This is a genomic window from Fusibacter sp. QWL-12 (genome assembly GCF_058683495.1).
The window spans coordinates 732,825-751,869 of record NZ_CM178745.1; the positions used below are offsets into that span (position 1 = coordinate 732,825).

At 36.5% G+C, this 19,045-nt stretch carries 13 protein-coding genes; 2 read left to right on the forward strand and 11 right to left on the reverse strand.

Going from position 1 to position 19,045, the window contains the following annotated elements:
* Positions 1 to 73: 73 nt before the first annotated feature.
* Positions 74 to 742, forward strand: a complete 669-nt coding sequence (locus AC4PID_RS03955) for an RluA family pseudouridine synthase (protein ID WP_492134267.1) — start codon at positions 74 to 76, stop codon at positions 740 to 742.
* A 122-nt stretch (positions 743 to 864) separates the two neighbouring features.
* Here the strand turns inward: AC4PID_RS03955 and AC4PID_RS03960 are convergent, their stop codons facing one another.
* Positions 865 to 1,890 (reverse strand): branched-chain amino acid aminotransferase, encoded by a 1,026-nt coding sequence (locus AC4PID_RS03960; RefSeq protein ID WP_492134268.1) that lies wholly within the window; start codon positions 1,888 to 1,890, stop codon positions 865 to 867.
* Positions 1,891 to 2,134: 244 nt separating this feature from the next.
* Between AC4PID_RS03960 and AC4PID_RS03965 the strand changes: the two genes are divergently transcribed.
* Complete coding sequence (locus AC4PID_RS03965) at positions 2,135 to 3,235, forward strand: NAD(P)H-dependent flavin oxidoreductase (RefSeq protein ID WP_492134269.1); 1,101 nt, start codon at positions 2,135 to 2,137, stop codon at positions 3,233 to 3,235.
* Between the two features lie 152 nt (positions 3,236 to 3,387).
* Here the strand turns inward: AC4PID_RS03965 and AC4PID_RS03970 are convergent, their stop codons facing one another.
* The 10 genes from AC4PID_RS03970 to AC4PID_RS04015 all read right to left on the reverse strand — a co-directional run bounded on the left by AC4PID_RS03970 (position 3,388) and on the right by AC4PID_RS04015 (position 19,000).
* Complete coding sequence (locus tag AC4PID_RS03970) at positions 3,388 to 5,301, reverse strand: beta-galactosidase (RefSeq protein ID WP_492134270.1); 1,914 nt, start codon at positions 5,299 to 5,301, stop codon at positions 3,388 to 3,390.
* A 159-nt stretch (positions 5,302 to 5,460) separates the two neighbouring features.
* Complete coding sequence (mglC, locus tag AC4PID_RS03975) at positions 5,461 to 6,495, reverse strand: galactose/methyl galactoside ABC transporter permease MglC (protein ID WP_492134271.1); 1,035 nt, start codon at positions 6,493 to 6,495, stop codon at positions 5,461 to 5,463.
* Between the two features lie 14 nt (positions 6,496 to 6,509).
* Positions 6,510 to 8,018: a galactose/methyl galactoside ABC transporter ATP-binding protein MglA gene (gene mglA, locus AC4PID_RS03980; RefSeq protein WP_492134272.1), complete on the reverse strand. Its 1,509-nt coding sequence runs from the start codon at positions 8,016 to 8,018 to the stop codon at positions 6,510 to 6,512.
* Between the two features lie 372 nt (positions 8,019 to 8,390).
* Positions 8,391 to 9,434 carry a galactose/glucose ABC transporter substrate-binding protein MglB gene (mglB, locus tag AC4PID_RS03985; RefSeq protein ID WP_492134273.1) on the reverse strand — a complete coding sequence of 348 codons (1,044 nt, stop codon included), beginning with the start codon at positions 9,432 to 9,434 and terminating at the stop codon, positions 8,391 to 8,393.
* 82 nt (positions 9,435 to 9,516) lie between these two features.
* On the reverse strand, positions 9,517 to 10,527 hold the full coding sequence (locus AC4PID_RS03990) for a LacI family DNA-binding transcriptional regulator (RefSeq protein ID WP_492134274.1): 1,011 nt from the start codon (positions 10,525 to 10,527) through the stop codon (positions 9,517 to 9,519).
* A 371-nt stretch (positions 10,528 to 10,898) separates the two neighbouring features.
* Positions 10,899 to 12,023 (reverse strand): sugar ABC transporter substrate-binding protein, encoded by a 1,125-nt coding sequence (locus AC4PID_RS03995; RefSeq protein ID WP_492134275.1) that lies wholly within the window; start codon positions 12,021 to 12,023, stop codon positions 10,899 to 10,901.
* An 11-nt stretch (positions 12,024 to 12,034) separates the two neighbouring features.
* Entirely contained in the window at positions 12,035 to 13,591 is a 1,557-nt protein-coding gene (locus AC4PID_RS04000; protein WP_492134276.1) for a response regulator transcription factor, read from the reverse strand.
* Positions 13,566 to 15,089 (reverse strand): sensor histidine kinase, encoded by a 1,524-nt coding sequence (locus AC4PID_RS04005; RefSeq protein WP_492134277.1) that lies wholly within the window; start codon positions 15,087 to 15,089, stop codon positions 13,566 to 13,568. Before AC4PID_RS04005 ends, AC4PID_RS04000 begins: the two co-directional genes overlap by 26 nt.
* Positions 15,090 to 15,091: 2 nt before the next feature.
* Positions 15,092 to 16,051, reverse strand: coding sequence for a substrate-binding domain-containing protein (locus tag AC4PID_RS04010; protein WP_492134278.1), 960 nt, complete (start codon positions 16,049 to 16,051; stop codon positions 15,092 to 15,094).
* 108 nt (positions 16,052 to 16,159) lie between these two features.
* Positions 16,160 to 19,000, reverse strand: a complete 2,841-nt coding sequence (locus tag AC4PID_RS04015; RefSeq protein ID WP_492134279.1) for a bifunctional diguanylate cyclase/phosphodiesterase — start codon at positions 18,998 to 19,000, stop codon at positions 16,160 to 16,162.
* Positions 19,001 to 19,045: the final 45 nt, after the last annotated feature.

Here is a 19,045-nt window from a genome sequence, read left to right on the forward strand (position 1 = left end):
TGGTATCATCAATATTAATATATACCCAATTCAGATTATTTTTATCATTATGTTAACCACAAAAGGAGCGTTTATGAAACCACTTTTTGAAGATAAACACATTATCGTCGTCGAAAAGCCACAAAATCTACCTACACAGCGTGACAAAAAGGGTGGACTCAATCTATACGATCAAGTAAAAGATTACTTAGAATTCGGATGTGGTATCGAAGATCCTTATCTTGGTTTGGTGCATAGATTGGATCGCCATACGGGAGGTCTTGTGGTATTTGCCAAAACCCCTAACGCCACGCGAACATTAAATGATCTATTTGCATCGAGATGTGTGATTAAGCGTTATACTGCAAGGGTTGAAGGACACGTTACAGAAGACATCAAAGGCTTAACACATCAAATATTATACGACAGTTCTGTAAATGTATCTAAAATTGTAGATGAGTCGGCAATTGGCACTAAAACTGCTATCTTAGATTACGAGGTAAAGAGTCATTATAAACTTGCTGAGGGATCTTTGTGTGATTTGTGTGTTACACTTCATACCGGTAGAAAGCATCAAATTAGAGCACAGCTTGCACATGTTGGGCACCCAATACTAGGAGATGAAAAGTATGGTGCAAAGCAATCAAAGGCATATGGCCTTTCAATCGCACTTTGGTCAAGTGAGTTAATTTTCTCTGCTTTCGGCATCAACTACCACTTCACCTCTCAACCACCTTTCTTAGGCATCTGGAAAATTAAATAAAGTTCATTTCTCATTTGATTTAGCATATTGTGTCAAAAAACTTATGAGACAACAATCCTGTTACTGAAAAAAATCTAGCAATCAAATTGATTGCTAGATTTTTTAATTACATTACTATACGATTACTCTACTTTATAGATCCAACCTTCAGGTGCTTCAATTTCCCCAAATTGAATACCTACAAGCGTATCATAGAGTTTTTTAGTGATTGGACCAACCTCAGTTTCGCTATGGAATACATGAAGTTTTCCTTTGTAATCAATACCACCAATTGGTGTAATTACAGCTGCAGTACCACAAGCACCCGCTTCAACAAACTCATCGATTTGATCGATATAGCAATCTCTTTCTTCAACTGGCATCTTAAGATAATTTTCAGCCAAATACATCAAAGAGTATTTGGTGATACTTGGTAAGATTGAAGGCGAATCTGGTGTAATGAATTTTCCATCTTTTGTGATTCCAAAGAAATTCGCTGCACCAACTTCCTCGATCTTACTATGCGTTTTAGGATCGAGATAAATACAATCTGCAAAGCCTCTCTTTTTAGCTTCATAGTTTGGTAACATACTACCTGCGTAGTTACCCCCTACTTTAGCTGCGCCAGTACCAAAAGGTGCTGCTCTGTCCATATCTGCAATAGTAAAGTTAACTGGTGCCATACCACCTTTAAAGTATGGACCTACAGGTACTGCAAACACACCAAACATGAATTCTGGAGCTGACTTAACGCCTAAGTTGTGACCGACACCGATCACGTAAGGTCTTAAGTATAAGGTTGCACCAGTACCATATGGCGGTACAAAGTCCATGTTCGCTTTTACAACTTGCATACAAGCATCGATAAATTTCTCAACTGGTACTTCAGGCATCATCACACGACGACAGCTTCTGATCATACGCAATGCGTTTTCATCAGGTCTAAACAACTGCACGTCACCATTGGGTGTTCTATACGCTTTTAAACCTTCGAAGCATTGTTGTCCATAATGGATTGCTGTAGACGCTTCACTAATTGTAATCATATTGTCTTCAACTAGTTTCCCATCATCCCAGCTACCATCTTTCCACATTGACACATAACGTAAATCCGTCTTTGTGTAACTGAAGCTTAAACTTGACCAATCAATTGATACATTTTTACTCATCTTCCAAGCCCCTTTCATAAATAACGTTCTTGGAAAAAGTTACCCAACTTCATTATATAATGGTCATTTCAAAAATGCTATCCCACAGTTTAAAATAATGCATTTTTTTAAGAACATTGATTGACATAAAATCTAACAACTGAATAACAGTTTATTAACGATTTATAGCATTTTGTGTAACTACATTGTGACACTACGTTTGATGATGTAAAATAAATTCGATTAAATATTATAGGAGGAGTTTATGAAGCTTCCCGAGCTAAAAGTAGGACAATTATCTATTAAGATTCCCATATTTTTAGGTGCAATGGGCGTAGGCGTAACGCGCTCTGGCCTCGCAACAGCGATTACTAGCGCAGGTGGACTTGGCGTTATTTCAGGTGTTAATCTCGGTTTTAAAGAGTCCGATTTTTATACCAACCGCCTTGAAGCAAATCTCAGAGCACTTCGCAACGAAATTCGTACTGTAAAAGAAAATACTAAAAACGGTCTCGTTGGTGTTAACTTTATGGTGGCCATGAACAACTATAAAGAACATGTAACTGAGGCCGTTAAAGAAGGCATTGATTTTATCATTTCTGGGGCAGGTCTTCCAACTGATTTACCTGCATTCGTAAAAGGCTCACGTACTAAGCTTGTCCCAATTGTATCTTCAGCAAAAGCCGCTTTGTTGATCTCTAAGTTATGGGATCGCAATCATGAAACAGTGCCTGACGCCATTGTTATAGAGGGTATTAAAGCAGGTGGTCATTTGGGCTTCTCTAAAGAAGAACTGATGGCAAAGAACTTTGATCCTAAAGAAACAATTAAAGCCGTTAAGCTCGCTTTAAAACCTTTTGAAGAGAAATATAAGAAGCATATTCCAGTAATTTTCGCAGGTGGTGTGTTCGATGGTGAGGATATCGCAAAAATGCTTTCATATGGTGCCGATGGTGTTCAAATGGCAACACGATTCGTTGCAACAACTGAATGTGACGCACACGAAAACTTTAAACAAGCCTATGTAAATGCAACCGAGGAGCAAGCACAAATCATAATCAGTCCAGTAGGTATGCCTGGTCGGGCAATCAACAATCCATTTATCCAAGAGATTGCCGCTGGTAGACGACCTAAAATTGAAAGATGCGTTAACTGTTTGCAAACGTGTAACCCAAGTACAACACCATACTGCATTTCTCAAGCATTGGTATCATCTGTTGAGGGCGATGTCGATCACGGTCTTATCTTCGCTGGAGAAAATGTTTATAAAGTTAAAGAAATTCAATCTGTAGAAGCAGTTATGAACGAACTGGTTGCAGAGGCTGAATCTTACCTTGCACTTGAATCGATCGCAAATAATGACTAAAACAAAGCCCCTCAATTTTGATTTGAGGGGCCTTATTATTTAATAGTAATGAATTTAATAGTAATGAATTTGATAGCTATGAATTTACTTGCAATAAATTTACTTACTATGAATTTGATCTAAATATCATAAGCCTATATGCCTTGAAATTTTTATAACCATCTCACATCAAACGGCTTCAACTCAACGTCTTCAAAGGTCACTTCAAAAGAATTGTGATTTAAAAGAATTTTTACACCTTCTCTAGTGACGCATTCAACACCATCTGGTAATACATTTTGTTGTAGTCCGCATTCGGTAAGTACATCAGAAACAATTTTTTTCATTAACGCATCATCCGCACCACCACCGATATAATAGACAGAACCGTTTCCGATATTTCTTCGCGTTGCGCCACTGTATTGTTTATAGAAAGCATCTGTATATTGACATAAACTTTCTGCTTCTACAGGTTCGATCATCTCACGCCACACATTAAAGGTGTGTGCTTCGCCTTCTCGTGTTACAACCTCAACCACCACATCATGACCCAAAGACTCATAGTTTTTAACTTTAATACCGCTCAGCTTTTGAACAGGATTACAGCCAAATCTGATGTTGTTTGTTATATCCTTAAGACCACTTCTGTAACCAAAGATGACAATACCACCCTTTTTAACATAGTTTTCAAGTCTGTTGACCATTTCGTCTGATAGCACCATCATGGCGGGCAAACATACAACCTTGTAATTCTCCAGGTCACACTCTAGTTTCCTGACATCAACCAATTGTTGATAGGTATAAAATGGACGGTAAAATCTAAGAATCTCTTTTTCAATGTCAAAGGCTTCACTTTGCGGCTGTGCTGCCCAAGCCCAACGGTTGGTATAATCATAAAGAACAGCGATATCACTTTTAATCTCACTCTCATAAATTGATTCATTCGATTTAATCTGTGAGAAAAAGTTTTTAACTTCATCTAGCTTTTCATTGTCTAGGTTATCCGAGTCTAAAATACCTTGGCAAAACTGCTCAGCACCATGTGTCATCCCTCTATATCTAAAGAAAAGTAAGCTTTCACACCCTCTTGCCATAGCTTGATGGGCCCATAGAGATGCCTGTCCCGGTCTTGGCAAGTAACCTATTACAGTATGTCCTTGAGCACCCATTAATTCTTCTACAACCCAAAAGTTCTTATTTTTTAATCCTCTAATATAATCAAGTGTCATAGCAATATGTTCAGGTGCTAGTGGTTTTTCTAGCCCTCCCCAGACCGGATAATTATCATACGCAACAACATCCAGTCTTTCTGCTAGTACATTTTGATCGTAAGCACGATTGAAGAATCCACCAAATAGGTTATGAATGATTTTTTGTTCTGGCTTGATCGTCCCTCTTAAAATGTCAATTTGTAATTTAGCAAAATCGTTGATCGATTTCGATCTAAAATGAGCCCAATCCACCAAAAGTGAAGGATTATGCGTCGTAATGGTTTCTGTAGGTAGCGGCACTTCATCAAATCGATTATACGATTGGCCCCAGAAAATAGTACCATAAGTACGATTCATCGTCTCAACGGTCTCATATTTTTCTTCTAGAAAATTTTGAAATCCTTTGTGACAAGTCTCACAGTAGCACTGATCTGAGCCCTCATGCCCAAGCTCATTGTCAATTTGCCAAGAAACAATTGCCCCTTCCTCTTTGTAATGATCTACAAGAGCTTTTACGAGCGCTTCTACTTTGTCTCTATAAACGGTTGAATTATAACAGTAAATCCGCCTACCACCAAAAGCATAGACTTTGCCATCCACATTTTTAGCAAGTACTTCAGGATATTTTTTTGAAAGCCACGCTGGAAAAGTTGCCGTAGGCGTTCCAAATATAATATTTAAATTCCTGTCTTTGAGCTTTTCAATCACAAGATCAAAATACGAAAAATCGTAATGACCCTCATCTGGTTCCATTAAATGCCATGCGAATTCACCAATTCTTACAGTATTTGCACCCATGGCTTTTATGCGTTCCATGTCTTCTTCCATTAGCTCGTTTGGCCAATGTTCTGGATAGTAATCCACACCTAAATACATATTGCACCTCAGAATAAATTAACATTAAGTTCAGTTTAGATATTAATTAAAGTCTATTTAAGCTTAAAAAATTAAAAAAAATAAAGGTCATAACCTATATGGAACGGCAAACTAGAGGGGCGCTGTTCCATGTGAGGCATGACCCACAAGAGGAGGATTTTACTTTCTCTTTATATATTTACGATTATCAATTGCTACTGCAATGATGATGATAAGACCTTTAATAATATATTGAATATAGGCATTTACCCCTACAAAGGCAAGTCCGTAAGCGATAACTTGGAAGATCAATACCCCTGTTACGATACCAGCAATACTACCGATACCACCTGAGAAGGATAAACCACCTACGATACAAGCTGCAATAGCATCGAGCTCATAGCCGTTACCTGTATTATTCGTTGCAGATCCGATACGTGCTGCTTCTAGTGAACCACCAAGTCCATAGAATAAACCAGCAAGGATATAAACCATGATTAACATTCTGCCAACATTAACCCCTGATACAGCAGCTGCTTCAGCATTACCACCAACTGCAAATAGGTTTTTACCAAATCTAGTCTTGTTCCATAGGAACCACATGATTGTGACTGCGATTATGGCGTAAATCACCAAATAAGGGATTGTGATGCCACCAAATTTTAATGAGCCTTGAGCGACATTAGCAAATCTTGGATCTAAACCACCGATCGGTTGTGCTCCATAAGGCGGTCTATCGTAGTAAATAGAAGTTACACCGTATACGATAACCATCATACCTAAAGTTGCAATAAATGGATCAACTTTAAATTTTGCAACTACAAAACCGTTGATACCACTAAATACTGCAGTGATTAACATAACTACCAATATTGGAACAATAACAGGTAGAATTGGTAAATCTGGATACATTTTATAAGCATAGTTTGGTGCTTGTAGTAAAGATGCTGAAATAACCGCTGCAAGACCAACTTGACGGCCTAGCGAAAGGTCTGTACCTTTTGCGACGATAATCGTACCAACACCAAGTGCAAATATGGTTCTAGTTGAAGCCTGAGCCAAGATGTTTGTAAAGTTCTTTAATGAAACAAAGCTTGGTTCAAGTGCGATGATCACCATCATCAAAACAAATAAGACTATAATAATTGCATTATTCATTAAAAAGTGACCAATATCTTGTTTGTTCAGCTTTTTCTTAATCGTATTAACTGACATAAGCCATCTCCCCATTATAAATATTTAGAAGACAATCTCAGGATTTCTTCTTGAGTCGTTTCCTTCGTGTTAACGATTCCTGCTAAGCGACCGTTACTCATAACCATAATTCTATCTGTAATACCGAGTAGCTCAGGCATTTCAGATGATACCATGATCACACCCTTACCTTTTGCAGCCAAATCAATCATCAGTTGATAGATATCATATTTCGCACCTACGTCAATCCCTCTGGTCGGTTCATCTAGAAGAAGGACTTCAGGTTCTGTTAATAGCCATCTACCAATAATAACTTTTTGTTGATTACCACCTGATAATGAGACGATTCTCGTCTTATTATTTGGTGTTTTAACACGCATACTATCGACTACCCAATTGGTATCCTTAAGAATTTTTCTTTGATCTAAAACGGATGCAAATTTAACATATCGATCAATGTTTGCTATCGAAGAGTTAAAGAAGATGTCTTGATTTGGGAAAATCCCAGTGGCACGTCTTTCTTCAGTAACCAATGCAAAACCATTTTTAATGGCATCCTTTGGCGTTTTAAACTTCATCGTTTTACCATGTAGCTGAACTAAACCGGTCGCTTGTCTCTCTGCGAATATAGATTCGATAACATCAGTACGCTTTGCACCAACAAGACCAGCAATCCCTAAGATTTCACCAGCTCTAAGTTCAAATGATACCTCCTTAATCGAAGGCTGATACACAGCGGTTAAGTTTTCTACCTTTAATATTACTTCGCCTGGATGATTTGATTTAGGTGGGAAACGATTTGATAAATCCCGACCTACCATTAAGCTAATAATTTCATCAGTCGTAATATCTTTAATAAATCGAGTTGCAATCCACTGTCCATCTCTCATGACCGTTACTTCATCACAGATTTGTTCGATTTCATCCATTTTGTGCGAAATATATATAACAGAAACATCTTTTGACTTTAAATTTCTAATAATTTTAAATAAGTGACTAACCTCTTTTTCAGTTAACGAAGAAGTTGGTTCATCCATTACGATGAGTTTTGAATTATAAGAAACTGCTTTTGCAATTTCAACCATTTGACACTCTGAAACTTGTAACTCACTTACCTTTTTCCTAGGATCTAGGTTAATGTCCAAGCTTTTAAAGATTTCAAGTGTGTCCTTATACATCTTATCTTCATCTACGAAAATACCTTTGGTCGGAAAACGACCTAACCAGATATTATCCATAATTCGCGTACTTCTAACTTGATTCAACTCCTGGTGAACCATCGATACGCCATTATCGAGTGCATGTTTAGATGAAGTGAACTTAACGTCATGTTCTTCTAATCGAATATGACCTTCATCCATATGGTAAATACCGAAAAGACATTTCATCAAGGTCGATTTACCAGCACCATTTTCACCCATTAAAGCATGAACACTACCTTTTCTTACCTTTAAAGTGACGCCATCTAATGCTTTAACCCCCGGAAACTCTTTGGAGATACCATTCATCTCTAGCAAAAACTTATTGTTTGCTTCTTCCTGCATGGATTACGCCTCCTTTCAAACTATATATTGAATACCCATTTAATCAATGCGTAATTTTTTCTTTACTTAATTGTTTACTAAAAAAAAATTTACTTCACGCTCTATACGTCATCCCACTCTGACAAATCCAAGTATAAATCGTGACTTAAGAAAAAATCTAGGACATAGTATCCTCGATTTTCTAATCCAATCATCGTCCAATGTCAAAGGACGCCGCTATCAAAATGTTTAACTTCTCCCGACATTGAATACAACGCTTACTTTCGGTATAAATTCGTCGATTACTGTAGATTCCCTATTATCTATTTCGGAAGTTGAGTTAAAAAATTCGAGATGCAGATGCTGCATCTCGAATTGTCTCTATTATAATGACTATTTGTAAGCTTCTTCAGCAAACTCGATATTGTCAATTGTAACAGCTACATATGGTACACGAACAGCTTTAGAATCATCAAGAGTCCACTCAGTTCCATCAAGAGGATCTTTACCCATTGCTACATTGTAAGCTAATTCGAAAGTTGCTTTACCTTGGTTTTTAGCATCGTTTAATACTGTACCAACCATTTTACCATCTTTGATTTGCTCAAGAGCATCTGGGATAGCATCTACGCCAACTACAGGCATGAATTTGTCGCCTTCAAAGTATCCAGCAGCGTTTAATGATTGGATAGCACCAAGTGCCATACCGTCGTTGTTAGCAATTACCATTTCGATAGCATCGCCATGTTTAGAAATCCAAGCGTCCATTAATTCTTTCGCTTTTGCAGAGTCCCACATACCAGTTTGAAGTTCAAGTTCTTCAACTTTAATTCCTGAAGCTACTACTGTATCTACAGCATATTTAGTTCTTGCTTCAGCATCTGGATGTCCTGGTTCGCCTTTAAGAAGTACGTATGACATAACGCCATCGCCATTTCTATCCCATTCTGGATGAGCGTTCCATGCGTTAATGATTACTTCGCCTTGGATAATACCAGATTCAGATGATGTTGTACCAACATACCAAGCTTTATCGTAGCTAGCAAGTACAGATGCATCTGGCTCTTTGTTAAAGAATACAACTGGAAGATCAGCTGCTTTAGCTTTTTCAACGATTGTTGAAGCTGCTTGTGGGTCAACTAAGTTAATTGCTAAAGATTTAGCACCTTTAGAAATCATAGTGTCAACTTGATCGTTTTGAGTTGCTTGTGAATTTTGAGAATCGTTCATTTCAAGTGATGCTTTGTCTGTTGCGAAGTTTTCAATTGCTCTTCTTACGAATGACATAAAGTTATCATCGTATTTGTAAATTGTTACACCGATCATTGGCTTTTCGTCGCCTTTTGCAGTTGTTGTATCAGTGTTTGATGATGAAGAACATGCTGCTAATGATAATACCATTACCAACATCAATAGAATAGCAGTAAACTTTTTCATAAAATTCATCTCCCCAAGTAAAAAATTGTGTACTACATTTTCATCTTAGTAAATATTTACGAAACTGTCAAGGTAATTTTACTTAAACTTTACAAATACTCTCTCTCAGTTGTAGCTCTGTAGGAACAACAACCTTCTTAGCAATTTCTCGCTTTCTAATAATTCTTTCAAGTAGCAATTCTACAGCCGTTTCTCCCATAAATTCCTTATGTACGCGAATCGAGGTTAACGGTGGCACAGTATACTTAGATGTTGGAATATCGTTAAACCCGATAATGCTAACATCCTTTGGCACCTTAAGACCACATTCGTGAATGGCTCTTAAAACACCAATTGCAATAGAATCGCTGGCTACGAAAAACGCACTTGGCAATTCATCCAAAGTCTGAACGGCTTGCTTCATCAAGCGATAGCCTGATTCCGCCAAGAAGGCACCTATAAAGACATTTTTCTCTTCATAAGCACCCAGATCAATCATATGTTGTCTGAATACACTCTCCCTGCGCTCACCTAACGCAACTTGATCCGGACCGATGTACTCCCTTCCGCCAATATAGCCAATACTTCTATGGCCAATTTGCCAAAGGTAATCCAAAGCTCCAGTCACCGCTTTTTCAAAATCGATAACAACGCTATCAAAACGCGTCTCTTGTGGTGAAGAATCAACGAAGACAATATTTGGTGACCGTTCGTAAATCTTTGCAATCTGCCCATCGGTGAACTTACCAATGGCGATAAACCCATCTACAGATTCCAACTTTTGAAAGTCATATTCATCTGGTCTAAAAATTTTAACGATTTCAATATTATTTTCATAGCACATTTTTTCAATGCCAAGGCGAATAGACATATAATAAGGATCGTCTAATTCCTGACTCATGGTATACCAGTGAACCAGCCCAATTTTCAATTTCTTAGGTGCCTTGCTGATATTGCGTTTTCTGGGAGGCATGTATTCCAACGACTCCGCAATCTCAAATATCAGTTTTCGTTTTTCATCAGAAACAGAGAGCGATTCATCGTAGTTGAGCACTCTGGATACAGTCGCTGATGATACGCCAGCTTTTTTTGCTATGTCTTTAATAGTTGCCATCTACTTACCTCTTTCACACTATTCTTAAACCTAATTCAGGTTAATATTTAGTAAAGTTTTACTGATTCTATCATACTCTCGTATAAAGAATTAATCAATACCACTTACTATTTTAATGCTTTACTAGGTAAAAGTCACAGAAATTGTGAAAAAAATAAAAATTTCAGAAACACCAAATGATATCAAAATTTTACACATTTTTTACAAATGTGTCACTTCACTTATTTAATCACTTTTTTATAGTTTTCATCAATTTTTTTAAGTTTGATGTATACAAAATAAAACACGTAAAAATTTAAGGTTAAATTTTTACGTGTTTACTAAATTCCGATCTAAGTTCATACTTCTACACCAGCAGCCAAATAGTATCGTTAATTGCTACTCGTTTCTGGGGCATCAGTTCCAGTTGTGTCACCTTCTTCATCATTGGTATCGATGTTTCGATAAATATCTTCCTTTCTGTGAAAACCACTTTTTATAATCACAGAATCCATATTATCCATATCAACAACATAGGCATCTAACTTTAAGAAAGGTACGGTTACATATTCATTGTATATAGAATCGTTTGCAAGAACTTTTTCTCCCTTAGCCATACTTATCGCAATTTTTGCCGTAATCGTTGCAAGGTCATAAATGGGTTTATATGCGGTTGCCAGTTGTGTATTCTCTACGATTCTTTGACACGCAGAAAGTTCTGCATCTTGACTGACCACATAGACGCTTCCCGCCTTTTGCCACTTTGAAAGCACCTCAATCGCGCCAGTTGCGAGAACATCGTTGGCGGCTATAATTCCATCAATCCGTTCTCCCTTTGATAGGTATTCTTCCACCAAATCCTTAGCGTACTGTTCACGCCATTCATTAGCCCAGGTCTCATCTACGACAGTGATTAAACCATCCTCTATATATGGCTGTATCGCTTCATAGAAACCTTGGTTTAACAGTTTTGAGTTGTTGTCTTTAGGATCGCCGTTGATGATTAATAACCTATAGGGTGTAAATTCTTCTTCAGGCACAGATGCTGCATCACTTTTAAACTGATCCATCAACCGTTGAGAAATCCCTTTCCCGATCGCAACATTATCAAACGAGATGTACAGATCAATGTCAGGATGCATAATCAATCGATCATAGGCGATAACATCTATACCATTTCTTTCAGCTTCAGACATGACATCATAAAATGCCTTCGCATCATTGGGAACCACGATAAGTACATCAACATGTCGATTAATTAGATACTTGATTTGTTCCGTTTGCTTATCAATACTCTCATTCGCAATTTGAACATCGATCTCAGCACCTAGCTCGTTTACTGTAGCCACCAAAATTTCAAGCTCTCTTTGCCAACGCTCAACAACAATACTGTCTAAGGACAGTCCTATGAGAATTTTATCGTCTGAATCTACCTGTTTATCTTTGGAACAAGCTGTAAAAGCACCTAGCAGGATGAACACTAAAATCCCTAAGCGCATCAGTTTTTTTCCAGTCATGCTGTCCTCCATCAACGGTATATTTTTTGATAATCCTTTGGTGTTAGCCCCTCATACTTTTTAAACGCTCTAATAAAATAGCTGGTATCATTATAACCAACTTTAAAGCAAACATCTTTTATACTCGCTCCAGATTTAAGTAGGCTCTTGCTTTCTTCTATTCTAAGCTCAGTTAAATATTCTTTAAAGGTAATTCCTGTATCATCTTTAAATAGCTTCGATAAATACTGAGGGGTTACTGATAGATTCAACGCCACTTCTTCAAGTGTAATTTCACTTTCAAATCGGGCATTTAAAGTATCAATAACGCTTAGTGTTAATGGATTAAAGGTATCGCTTTGCATCTTAGCGTATACGGCAAACCACTCATTGACCACCTTTTCAAAATAATGAAGCTTTGACATTGCGCTTCTATTGATCATCTCAGTCAAATAATAAGTATGCTTGTCATCAGGTGTTGATTTTACCATTAAGCTACCACAGCGATCAAAAAGAAGGACGAGAAGTTCTATTAAAATTGCTTCTGCATACTCTGCACTTTCTTTATGATTCAACAATTTTAAATATTCACCTTCAAAATGCTTCACCGTGCTTTTAAAGCGTTTGTTTCTATTGATAAAATCATTAAACAAATTATTCTTTTCTCTGTCAAAAGCATCATAATCTGACTCGATGTCTTTAATATCTTCCATTGCACAAACAGCATCATCTGATACGCGCATGGCTAATAAAGACTCGGTATAAGACTCGCGTAGATTATCAAGAGTCTTATTGGTACCAATCCCGATTCTAACTCTAAGCTTAAACCGCTCCATGATCTGTTGAGAAAGATTGTTCCAAAAAATCCGATCTTGTTCGTTCTCAACATATGCAAATATACGATTTAAAAATGGATTGCTGACGATTGCCGTTCTATGATACTTTATATGTGTCTTCAAATAGTCTGCACAGTCGTATAGCTTCTGATTGTAACTATTGAGCGCCATTGGATCGGCTTCTTGAGGCAACTTATCAAACTCTATCGTAACTACTGTTCCAAGCTCAAATGGGACTTCAAGCAACTCTATATATTGGGTTCTATATTTTAGTATATTTCTGTTGAGTAATATTGAGTTAAAGAAATTACTTTCAACCAGTTGGATTGACTGATAATATTTTTCTATATTATCCAGTTCTTTGTTTCGAAGCTCCTCTTCCATTTCAACCTTTAGAGCAATATTTTCTATAACATCTATCAGCTTCGTCTTGGAAAGTGGTTTCAATATATAGTCTTCAACGCCATATTTGACAGCATCTTTGGCATACTCAAAGTGATCGTATGCAGATACAATTATAATTTTAACTACCTGATTGACTTTTCTGATCCTCTCAATGAATTCAAGACCATTCATCCCAGGCATTTTAATATCCGTCATAATTACTGTTGGACGAAAGTGTTCAACCTTGATGAGGCCCTCTCTTGAATTTCTAGCCGTTTCAATGAGTATATCATCAAAATGTTGACTTAAAACTTGTGTAACCGATTCCAACACAATGGCTTCATCATCCACTATAAGTACTCTCAACATCACTTGTTTCCTTCCTAGGTAATCTAATAATTACACGTGTATATTTGTCTTTTTCACTCTCAAATTGCATAATCTGCTCAGTTTTGAAAAAATGCTTCAATCGATCGTAGACATTTCCGAGTCCAAGACCTGTTGTGTGCCCATGTCTCTCTGATACTTTTCTAAAATCTCCAGCATTTAATTTTTCAAGTTCACTTGCTTCAATTCCTTCGCCATCATCCCAGATTTCAATAATCACTGTCTCAGATTCAGGATAAGCGCAAATCATCATGTTACCGGTTTCCGTTTTATTTCTAAACCCGTGAATTAAAGCGTTCTCAAGCAAAGGCTGTAAAATAAGCGGTGGCATCTCAATATCTTTGACCTCTGGATCAAGTTCAAATTTAAATGTAAACTGATCTTTAAACCTAACTTTCATAAGCTCATAATACTTTTCTGCATTATCAAACTCGTCACATAGTCTTACTTTGTTCTGTAAGGATTGAATGTTATAACGAAAAAGCGTGCTTAAGACCTCTAAAAAATTACCGGTTCTTTCTGCATCCTCAATAATCGCAAGCTGTACACCTGCGTTCAAAGTGTTGAATAAGAAGTGTGGATTAATCTGAGATTGTAGCGCCATAAGCTCTGCTTGATTTAATGAGTTTTGCATTTTAAGCTTTTCAGTTTCTGATACTCTCAGCTTATTTTCTGTTTCAACTTTATCACGAAGTTCATTGATGTATTCTTGAATATGCGAAGCCATATCATAGAAGGTATCTCGTAGCAGTTCAGCTTCTCTAAAATGATTGCCCTGTTCTGGTTCAAAATCGTACTTACCCTTAGCTATGTCTTCAGCTTGGCGGCTTAACGCTTCAATTGGACCAGTTACGTTTGTAGAAAACGTAAAAACAAATAAAATACTCAATATAATTAAGAGCATAACGATAGCGACTAAATTGATCTGTATGTCTTTAAATTGCTCTGAAAGCTGCATATAATTTTGAAGGTTCACTTTAAAGTCCATGCGTTCTAGTATTGAAACCTTCAAATCTATATAACTGCTTATTTTAAGTAGCTGACTATAGGTAGAAAGATAGCTTTCTGTATTTCTACCGCGTTTGTATTCAATTGCATCCTCTGACACATCCAAATATGCCGTTAAGAGCTTGCCGATGTTTTGCATCTGTAAATTAGTGCTGTAGCCACTTCCATCTTCAGCAATCAATTTTGCTTTATCATTTAACTTATTATAAAGATCAAGATATTGAACGAAACTATCAGAGTTTTTCGAAGCCAAATACGACTCCAAATTGGTTTCAAAAGCATCCATTTCAGTGTTCATTTCGTTTAATAAAATACTTGTTGTAAACATTTGATTGATCTCTTGGTTGACTTTATAGGTCACATAGAATGTATATAGGAATCCCGTCAAGAAACAAAGCATGATTACCAATATAAACGAGAACACTTTTCTCTTTAGTGTATTATGCATCAAAAGGTCTTTTAATCTTCTCATAGCTATTCCACCCCTAGATTCCGCATTTCAAGTGTTTCAAATGGTACATTGACATAGCTAGAAACGCCTTCACCGTGTATGATGCGATTCATAAAATACACCGATAGCGAACCTATTTCAGAATAATCCTCAACGATACTTGCAGTAATTGATCTCTTTTCAATCCCATCTTTTATCTCATCTGTTTCGCCACTAGCAATAATCCGAATATCACCCACTCTGTTACGATCAACCAATACGCGAATGATTCGATTCACATCTACAGGATCGGTGCAAATAAGAACATTAATAGGCAGTTCCTCATTTAATATCTCGTCCATTAGCAGTTCAGCCCTAATGGCATTCGTATACTTAATAACTGATAGAGAAGCATTATCGGTTCGAGTAACCACATCTTGAATCCCATTAATAAAGTTATTGGTGGCAATTGCCTCTTCGCTAATGTATTCGCTGCCTAAGATTACACCAATATTAACCGCACCTTCACGCGATTGAATCGCAAGCGTCGCTGCATGGCGTCCCAAATTAAATTTATTTGTACCGATATAGACATCTCTTTGAGAATCGGGTGCATCATTGCCAACGACTATGACTTTTATGCCTTCTTCTTTACATTTTACAATCATGTCACTGGCTCTAGAATTGTCAGCCATTCTAAAAATCAAACCATCTACATCTGTAATAATCGCCATATCAACCACATCTTCTAAGGTCTGTTCGCCGACCTCGTAGATTTCGTAAGCCGAATCAATGGCTTTCATTGCTTCATCTACACCAGATATAAAGCTTTCATAAGCATAAGATTCAACATCATCAGTAATAATAGCATAGTGATATTTGTCCTCAGTAAATGTCTCCTTAGGTACAAGTCGCGCTTGATTAATTTTATTGAAAGTAACCACACTTAAGGATACCAGTATAAGTATGATTAAGACTTCTAAAGCTTGAACGATATATTTCATAAGTACACCTTTTTTCTCTTTATTCTTTCTTATTATAAATGAGGCATAGTTGGATTACAAATCAAAAAGACACTTACGATTCTTTCATCTTATCGTAAGTGTCTTATTTTATTTTTCATCTTCTAACCAATCCATTAACTGATCAAAGGGTTGAGGTTTTGAAAATAAATAACCTTGGCCATACTGACAGCCCTTTTCAATCAAATATTCCTTCTGTTCATAAGTCTCAATCCCTTCAGCAACAACAGTTAACTTTAAGCTGCTTGCTAAGGCAAGAATTGCATTGATGATTTCTTGACTGGTTTGATCTAAAGACTCAGCAATAAATGTTCTATCGATTTTCAAATGGTTCACTTTAAGGTTTCTTAAATACGCCAGTGATGAGTAGCCTGTTCCAAAATCATCAACCGCTATCTGAATGCCTAAGTTTTTGAGTTCTTCAATGACAAACTGCGCTTTATTTAGATCATTTAAGAAAACACCCTCTGTCACTTCAAAGGTCAAATATTTAGGGTGAATATCATATTGTTCGATCAATTGTTTTACTCTATCAACAAATCCTGGTTGATAAAACTGGACAACCGAAATATTAATTGCCATATTGAGTTTATCGTGTCCATCTCTTTCTAGTATTTTAAGGTGCTGCATGGCATTCGAAAGTACCCAATCGCCTATTTTTATAATCTGCTTCGTTTCTTCAGCTAATGCGATGAAAATAGTAGGTGGTATGTTGCCCAGTTTTTCAGATTGCCAGCGTATTAAAGCTTCTAAAGCAACTACTTTACCTGTTTTCAAATCAATAATCGGTTGATAATGTAAGGAAAACTCATTACGTTCGATTGCATGATTGAGCTCATTGATGGTTTCCATACGATTTCTAACCTTTTCATTCATTTGGCTACTATAAAATGAATAACCACCTCTGTTGCCTTCTTTCGCATGGTTAAGTGCTACATTTGAAAATTTGAATAAATCTAGAGGATCCTGTGTATCGTTTGGATAAATACTAACGCCTACAGAGCAGCTAACACTTATCTCATGCATAACCGTTACATAAGGCTTCTTAAAAGCTAATATGATTTCATCACATTTTCTAATCAGCGCCTCACCAGTTATATCTTTTAATATGATACTAAACTCATCACCACCGGTTCTGAACAACAAATCCTTGTCCTCAACAATTTCACCCAAGCGACTAACTGATTCGATAATAATATCATCACCGACCTTATAAGTGTAAGCATCGTTGATTTTCCTAAGTTCGTCAATACCAATAGTTATCAAAGAAAGTGTAGGACTGTCTTTCATTTCCTTAAGAATGTTAAATAATGCTTTTTTATTTAACAAATCTGTGTGTGCATCAAAATTCTCAAGATAATCAATCATACGGTCTTTTTTTATTCTTTCAGCAATTTCATCCTTTAATCGTTCATTTTGAACATTTAGTTTTTCAATGGTTTGATGAATTTCTGCTTGCATCTCATTAAAGGCAGTTGACAATTTACCTATTTCATCATTTGAGTCAATTTCCATGGGCTCAGAAAATTGATTGTATCTCAGCTCCTTAACCGAATGCGTCAACAGGTTTAGCTTTCGCGTCAGCTTAGAATTGTACAGCATGATAAATGCCAATACGAAGAAAGTGATAATAATCGCAATATAAAGTTGATCTTTGAGTGCAATATTAGAGATTTGGTTAACTTGATCCTCAAAATTTAAATATAAACTATAAACCTCATCTTTAGGCAAAACCAATGCCATAGTCCAGTAATCTTCACTAAATCCATCGTTTGGCTGCCATGTGGTATATTCATTTGTATGCGTTGAAATAATAAAATACGAAGTACCATTTATGCTAACTTCTTTTAGTTCTTTAAAGGATTCAAAATCAATTTGACGTACATCTTCATAGATACTGTCATTGATATTTCTCTCTAAAGTATTAAAGCCTTCTTCATTTATTTTTAAGCCATCGCCATTTTCTTCAAAACCAAGTACCTGTTTACCTAAATTATTAATTGCAAACACATTCCCATTTGATTGCATTAACACTGCGAAACCATTTTTACCTAGTCTAAGCGACTCTGTATAATCAATAAAATAAGAAAGCGGTATGTCATAAGCTAGCTCACCTAGAAATTTACCATCATCCGGAGAAAAAATAGGATATGTCATGCCAATGTTAACTTCGCCTGTAATACCGTCTTGAACAGGTTTTCCAGTCCTGATTAATCTCTCATCACCAATTCCAACTCTGTTTTTAAAATCTGTCCAATCATCAATTAAACCAGGGTTAAAGGTTTGCCACATAGGCAAATCATACAATTCAGGATACACATCATAAATGCCTTCACCAATATTAATCCACGGTGCCATTCTAGTAAAATCAAGTTGCTCACCACCCGTGAAGTAAATCTGTAATTTTTCAGCACCGTTGCTTGCAAAAGAAGGCATATATAAATCAAAAAATGAAGTCTTTTTAATGAGCTCTGACACAGAAAGAGGTATGTTGCCATTTTCATCTAATAGATATCTGCCTAAAAATACAGTTGTCTGCTCATCATCCTGATTCTGAAGCCAGTTGCCATTGTTAATCAGTCGATCTCTAAAGATGGGCGCTTCAAGTAGTGTCTCAATTCCTGGAGACATAGCTTCATAATTATCGAAATAATTTTGAACAATATGTCCAAAGATGCTCAATTCGTCAAAATATTTGTCGTACTCTGCTTGAAGATTCGATGCAACCTCAGTTATATGTTCACTATAAAAATCGACAATTAGAGCATCTAACTCTACACTCATTTTATCTAAAGTTTGATCTGATAGACGTTTAACACTAATCTGAGTATATAAAATAATCGAAACAATACCAATTATCACGATTAAGATGGTACTAAAAGTGATTTTATAATTTAAACTCGATCGATATTGATTAAAAAGTTTTTTCATTTCGCCCCCAAATGATTGTAATGGTAAGTTTATACCCTAAAATTG

What these genes read in the sequence shown, in the direction of transcription:
- mglA (WP_492134272.1), bottom strand. Translation starts at nt 8,018, where the DNA reads ATGCAGGAAGAAGCAAACAATAAGTTTTTGCTAGAGATGAATGGTATC.
- AC4PID_RS04005 (WP_492134277.1), bottom strand. Translation starts at nt 15,089, where the DNA reads ATGAGAAGATTAAAAGACCTTTTGATGCATAATACACTAAAGAGAAAA.
- mglC (WP_492134271.1), bottom strand. Translation starts at nt 6,495, where the DNA reads ATGTCAGTTAATACGATTAAGAAAAAGCTGAACAAACAAGATATTGGT.
- AC4PID_RS04015 (WP_492134279.1), bottom strand. Translation starts at nt 19,000, where the DNA reads ATGAAAAAACTTTTTAATCAATATCGATCGAGTTTAAATTATAAAATC.
- AC4PID_RS03970 (WP_492134270.1), bottom strand. Translation starts at nt 5,301, where the DNA reads ATGTATTTAGGTGTGGATTACTATCCAGAACATTGGCCAAACGAGCTA.
- AC4PID_RS04000 (WP_492134276.1), bottom strand. Translation starts at nt 13,591, where the DNA reads ATGTTGAGAGTACTTATAGTGGATGATGAAGCCATTGTGTTGGAATCG.
- AC4PID_RS03995 (WP_492134275.1), bottom strand. Translation starts at nt 12,023, where the DNA reads ATGACTGGAAAAAAACTGATGCGCTTAGGGATTTTAGTGTTCATCCTG.
- AC4PID_RS04010 (WP_492134278.1), bottom strand. Translation starts at nt 16,051, where the DNA reads ATGAAATATATCGTTCAAGCTTTAGAAGTCTTAATCATACTTATACTG.
- AC4PID_RS03960 (WP_492134268.1), bottom strand. Translation starts at nt 1,890, where the DNA reads ATGAGTAAAAATGTATCAATTGATTGGTCAAGTTTAAGCTTCAGTTAC.
- AC4PID_RS03955 (WP_492134267.1), top strand. Translation starts at nt 74, where the DNA reads ATGAAACCACTTTTTGAAGATAAACACATTATCGTCGTCGAAAAGCCA.
- AC4PID_RS03990 (WP_492134274.1), bottom strand. Translation starts at nt 10,527, where the DNA reads ATGGCAACTATTAAAGACATAGCAAAAAAAGCTGGCGTATCATCAGCG.
- mglB (WP_492134273.1), bottom strand. Translation starts at nt 9,434, where the DNA reads ATGAAAAAGTTTACTGCTATTCTATTGATGTTGGTAATGGTATTATCA.
- AC4PID_RS03965 (WP_492134269.1), top strand. Translation starts at nt 2,135, where the DNA reads ATGAAGCTTCCCGAGCTAAAAGTAGGACAATTATCTATTAAGATTCCC.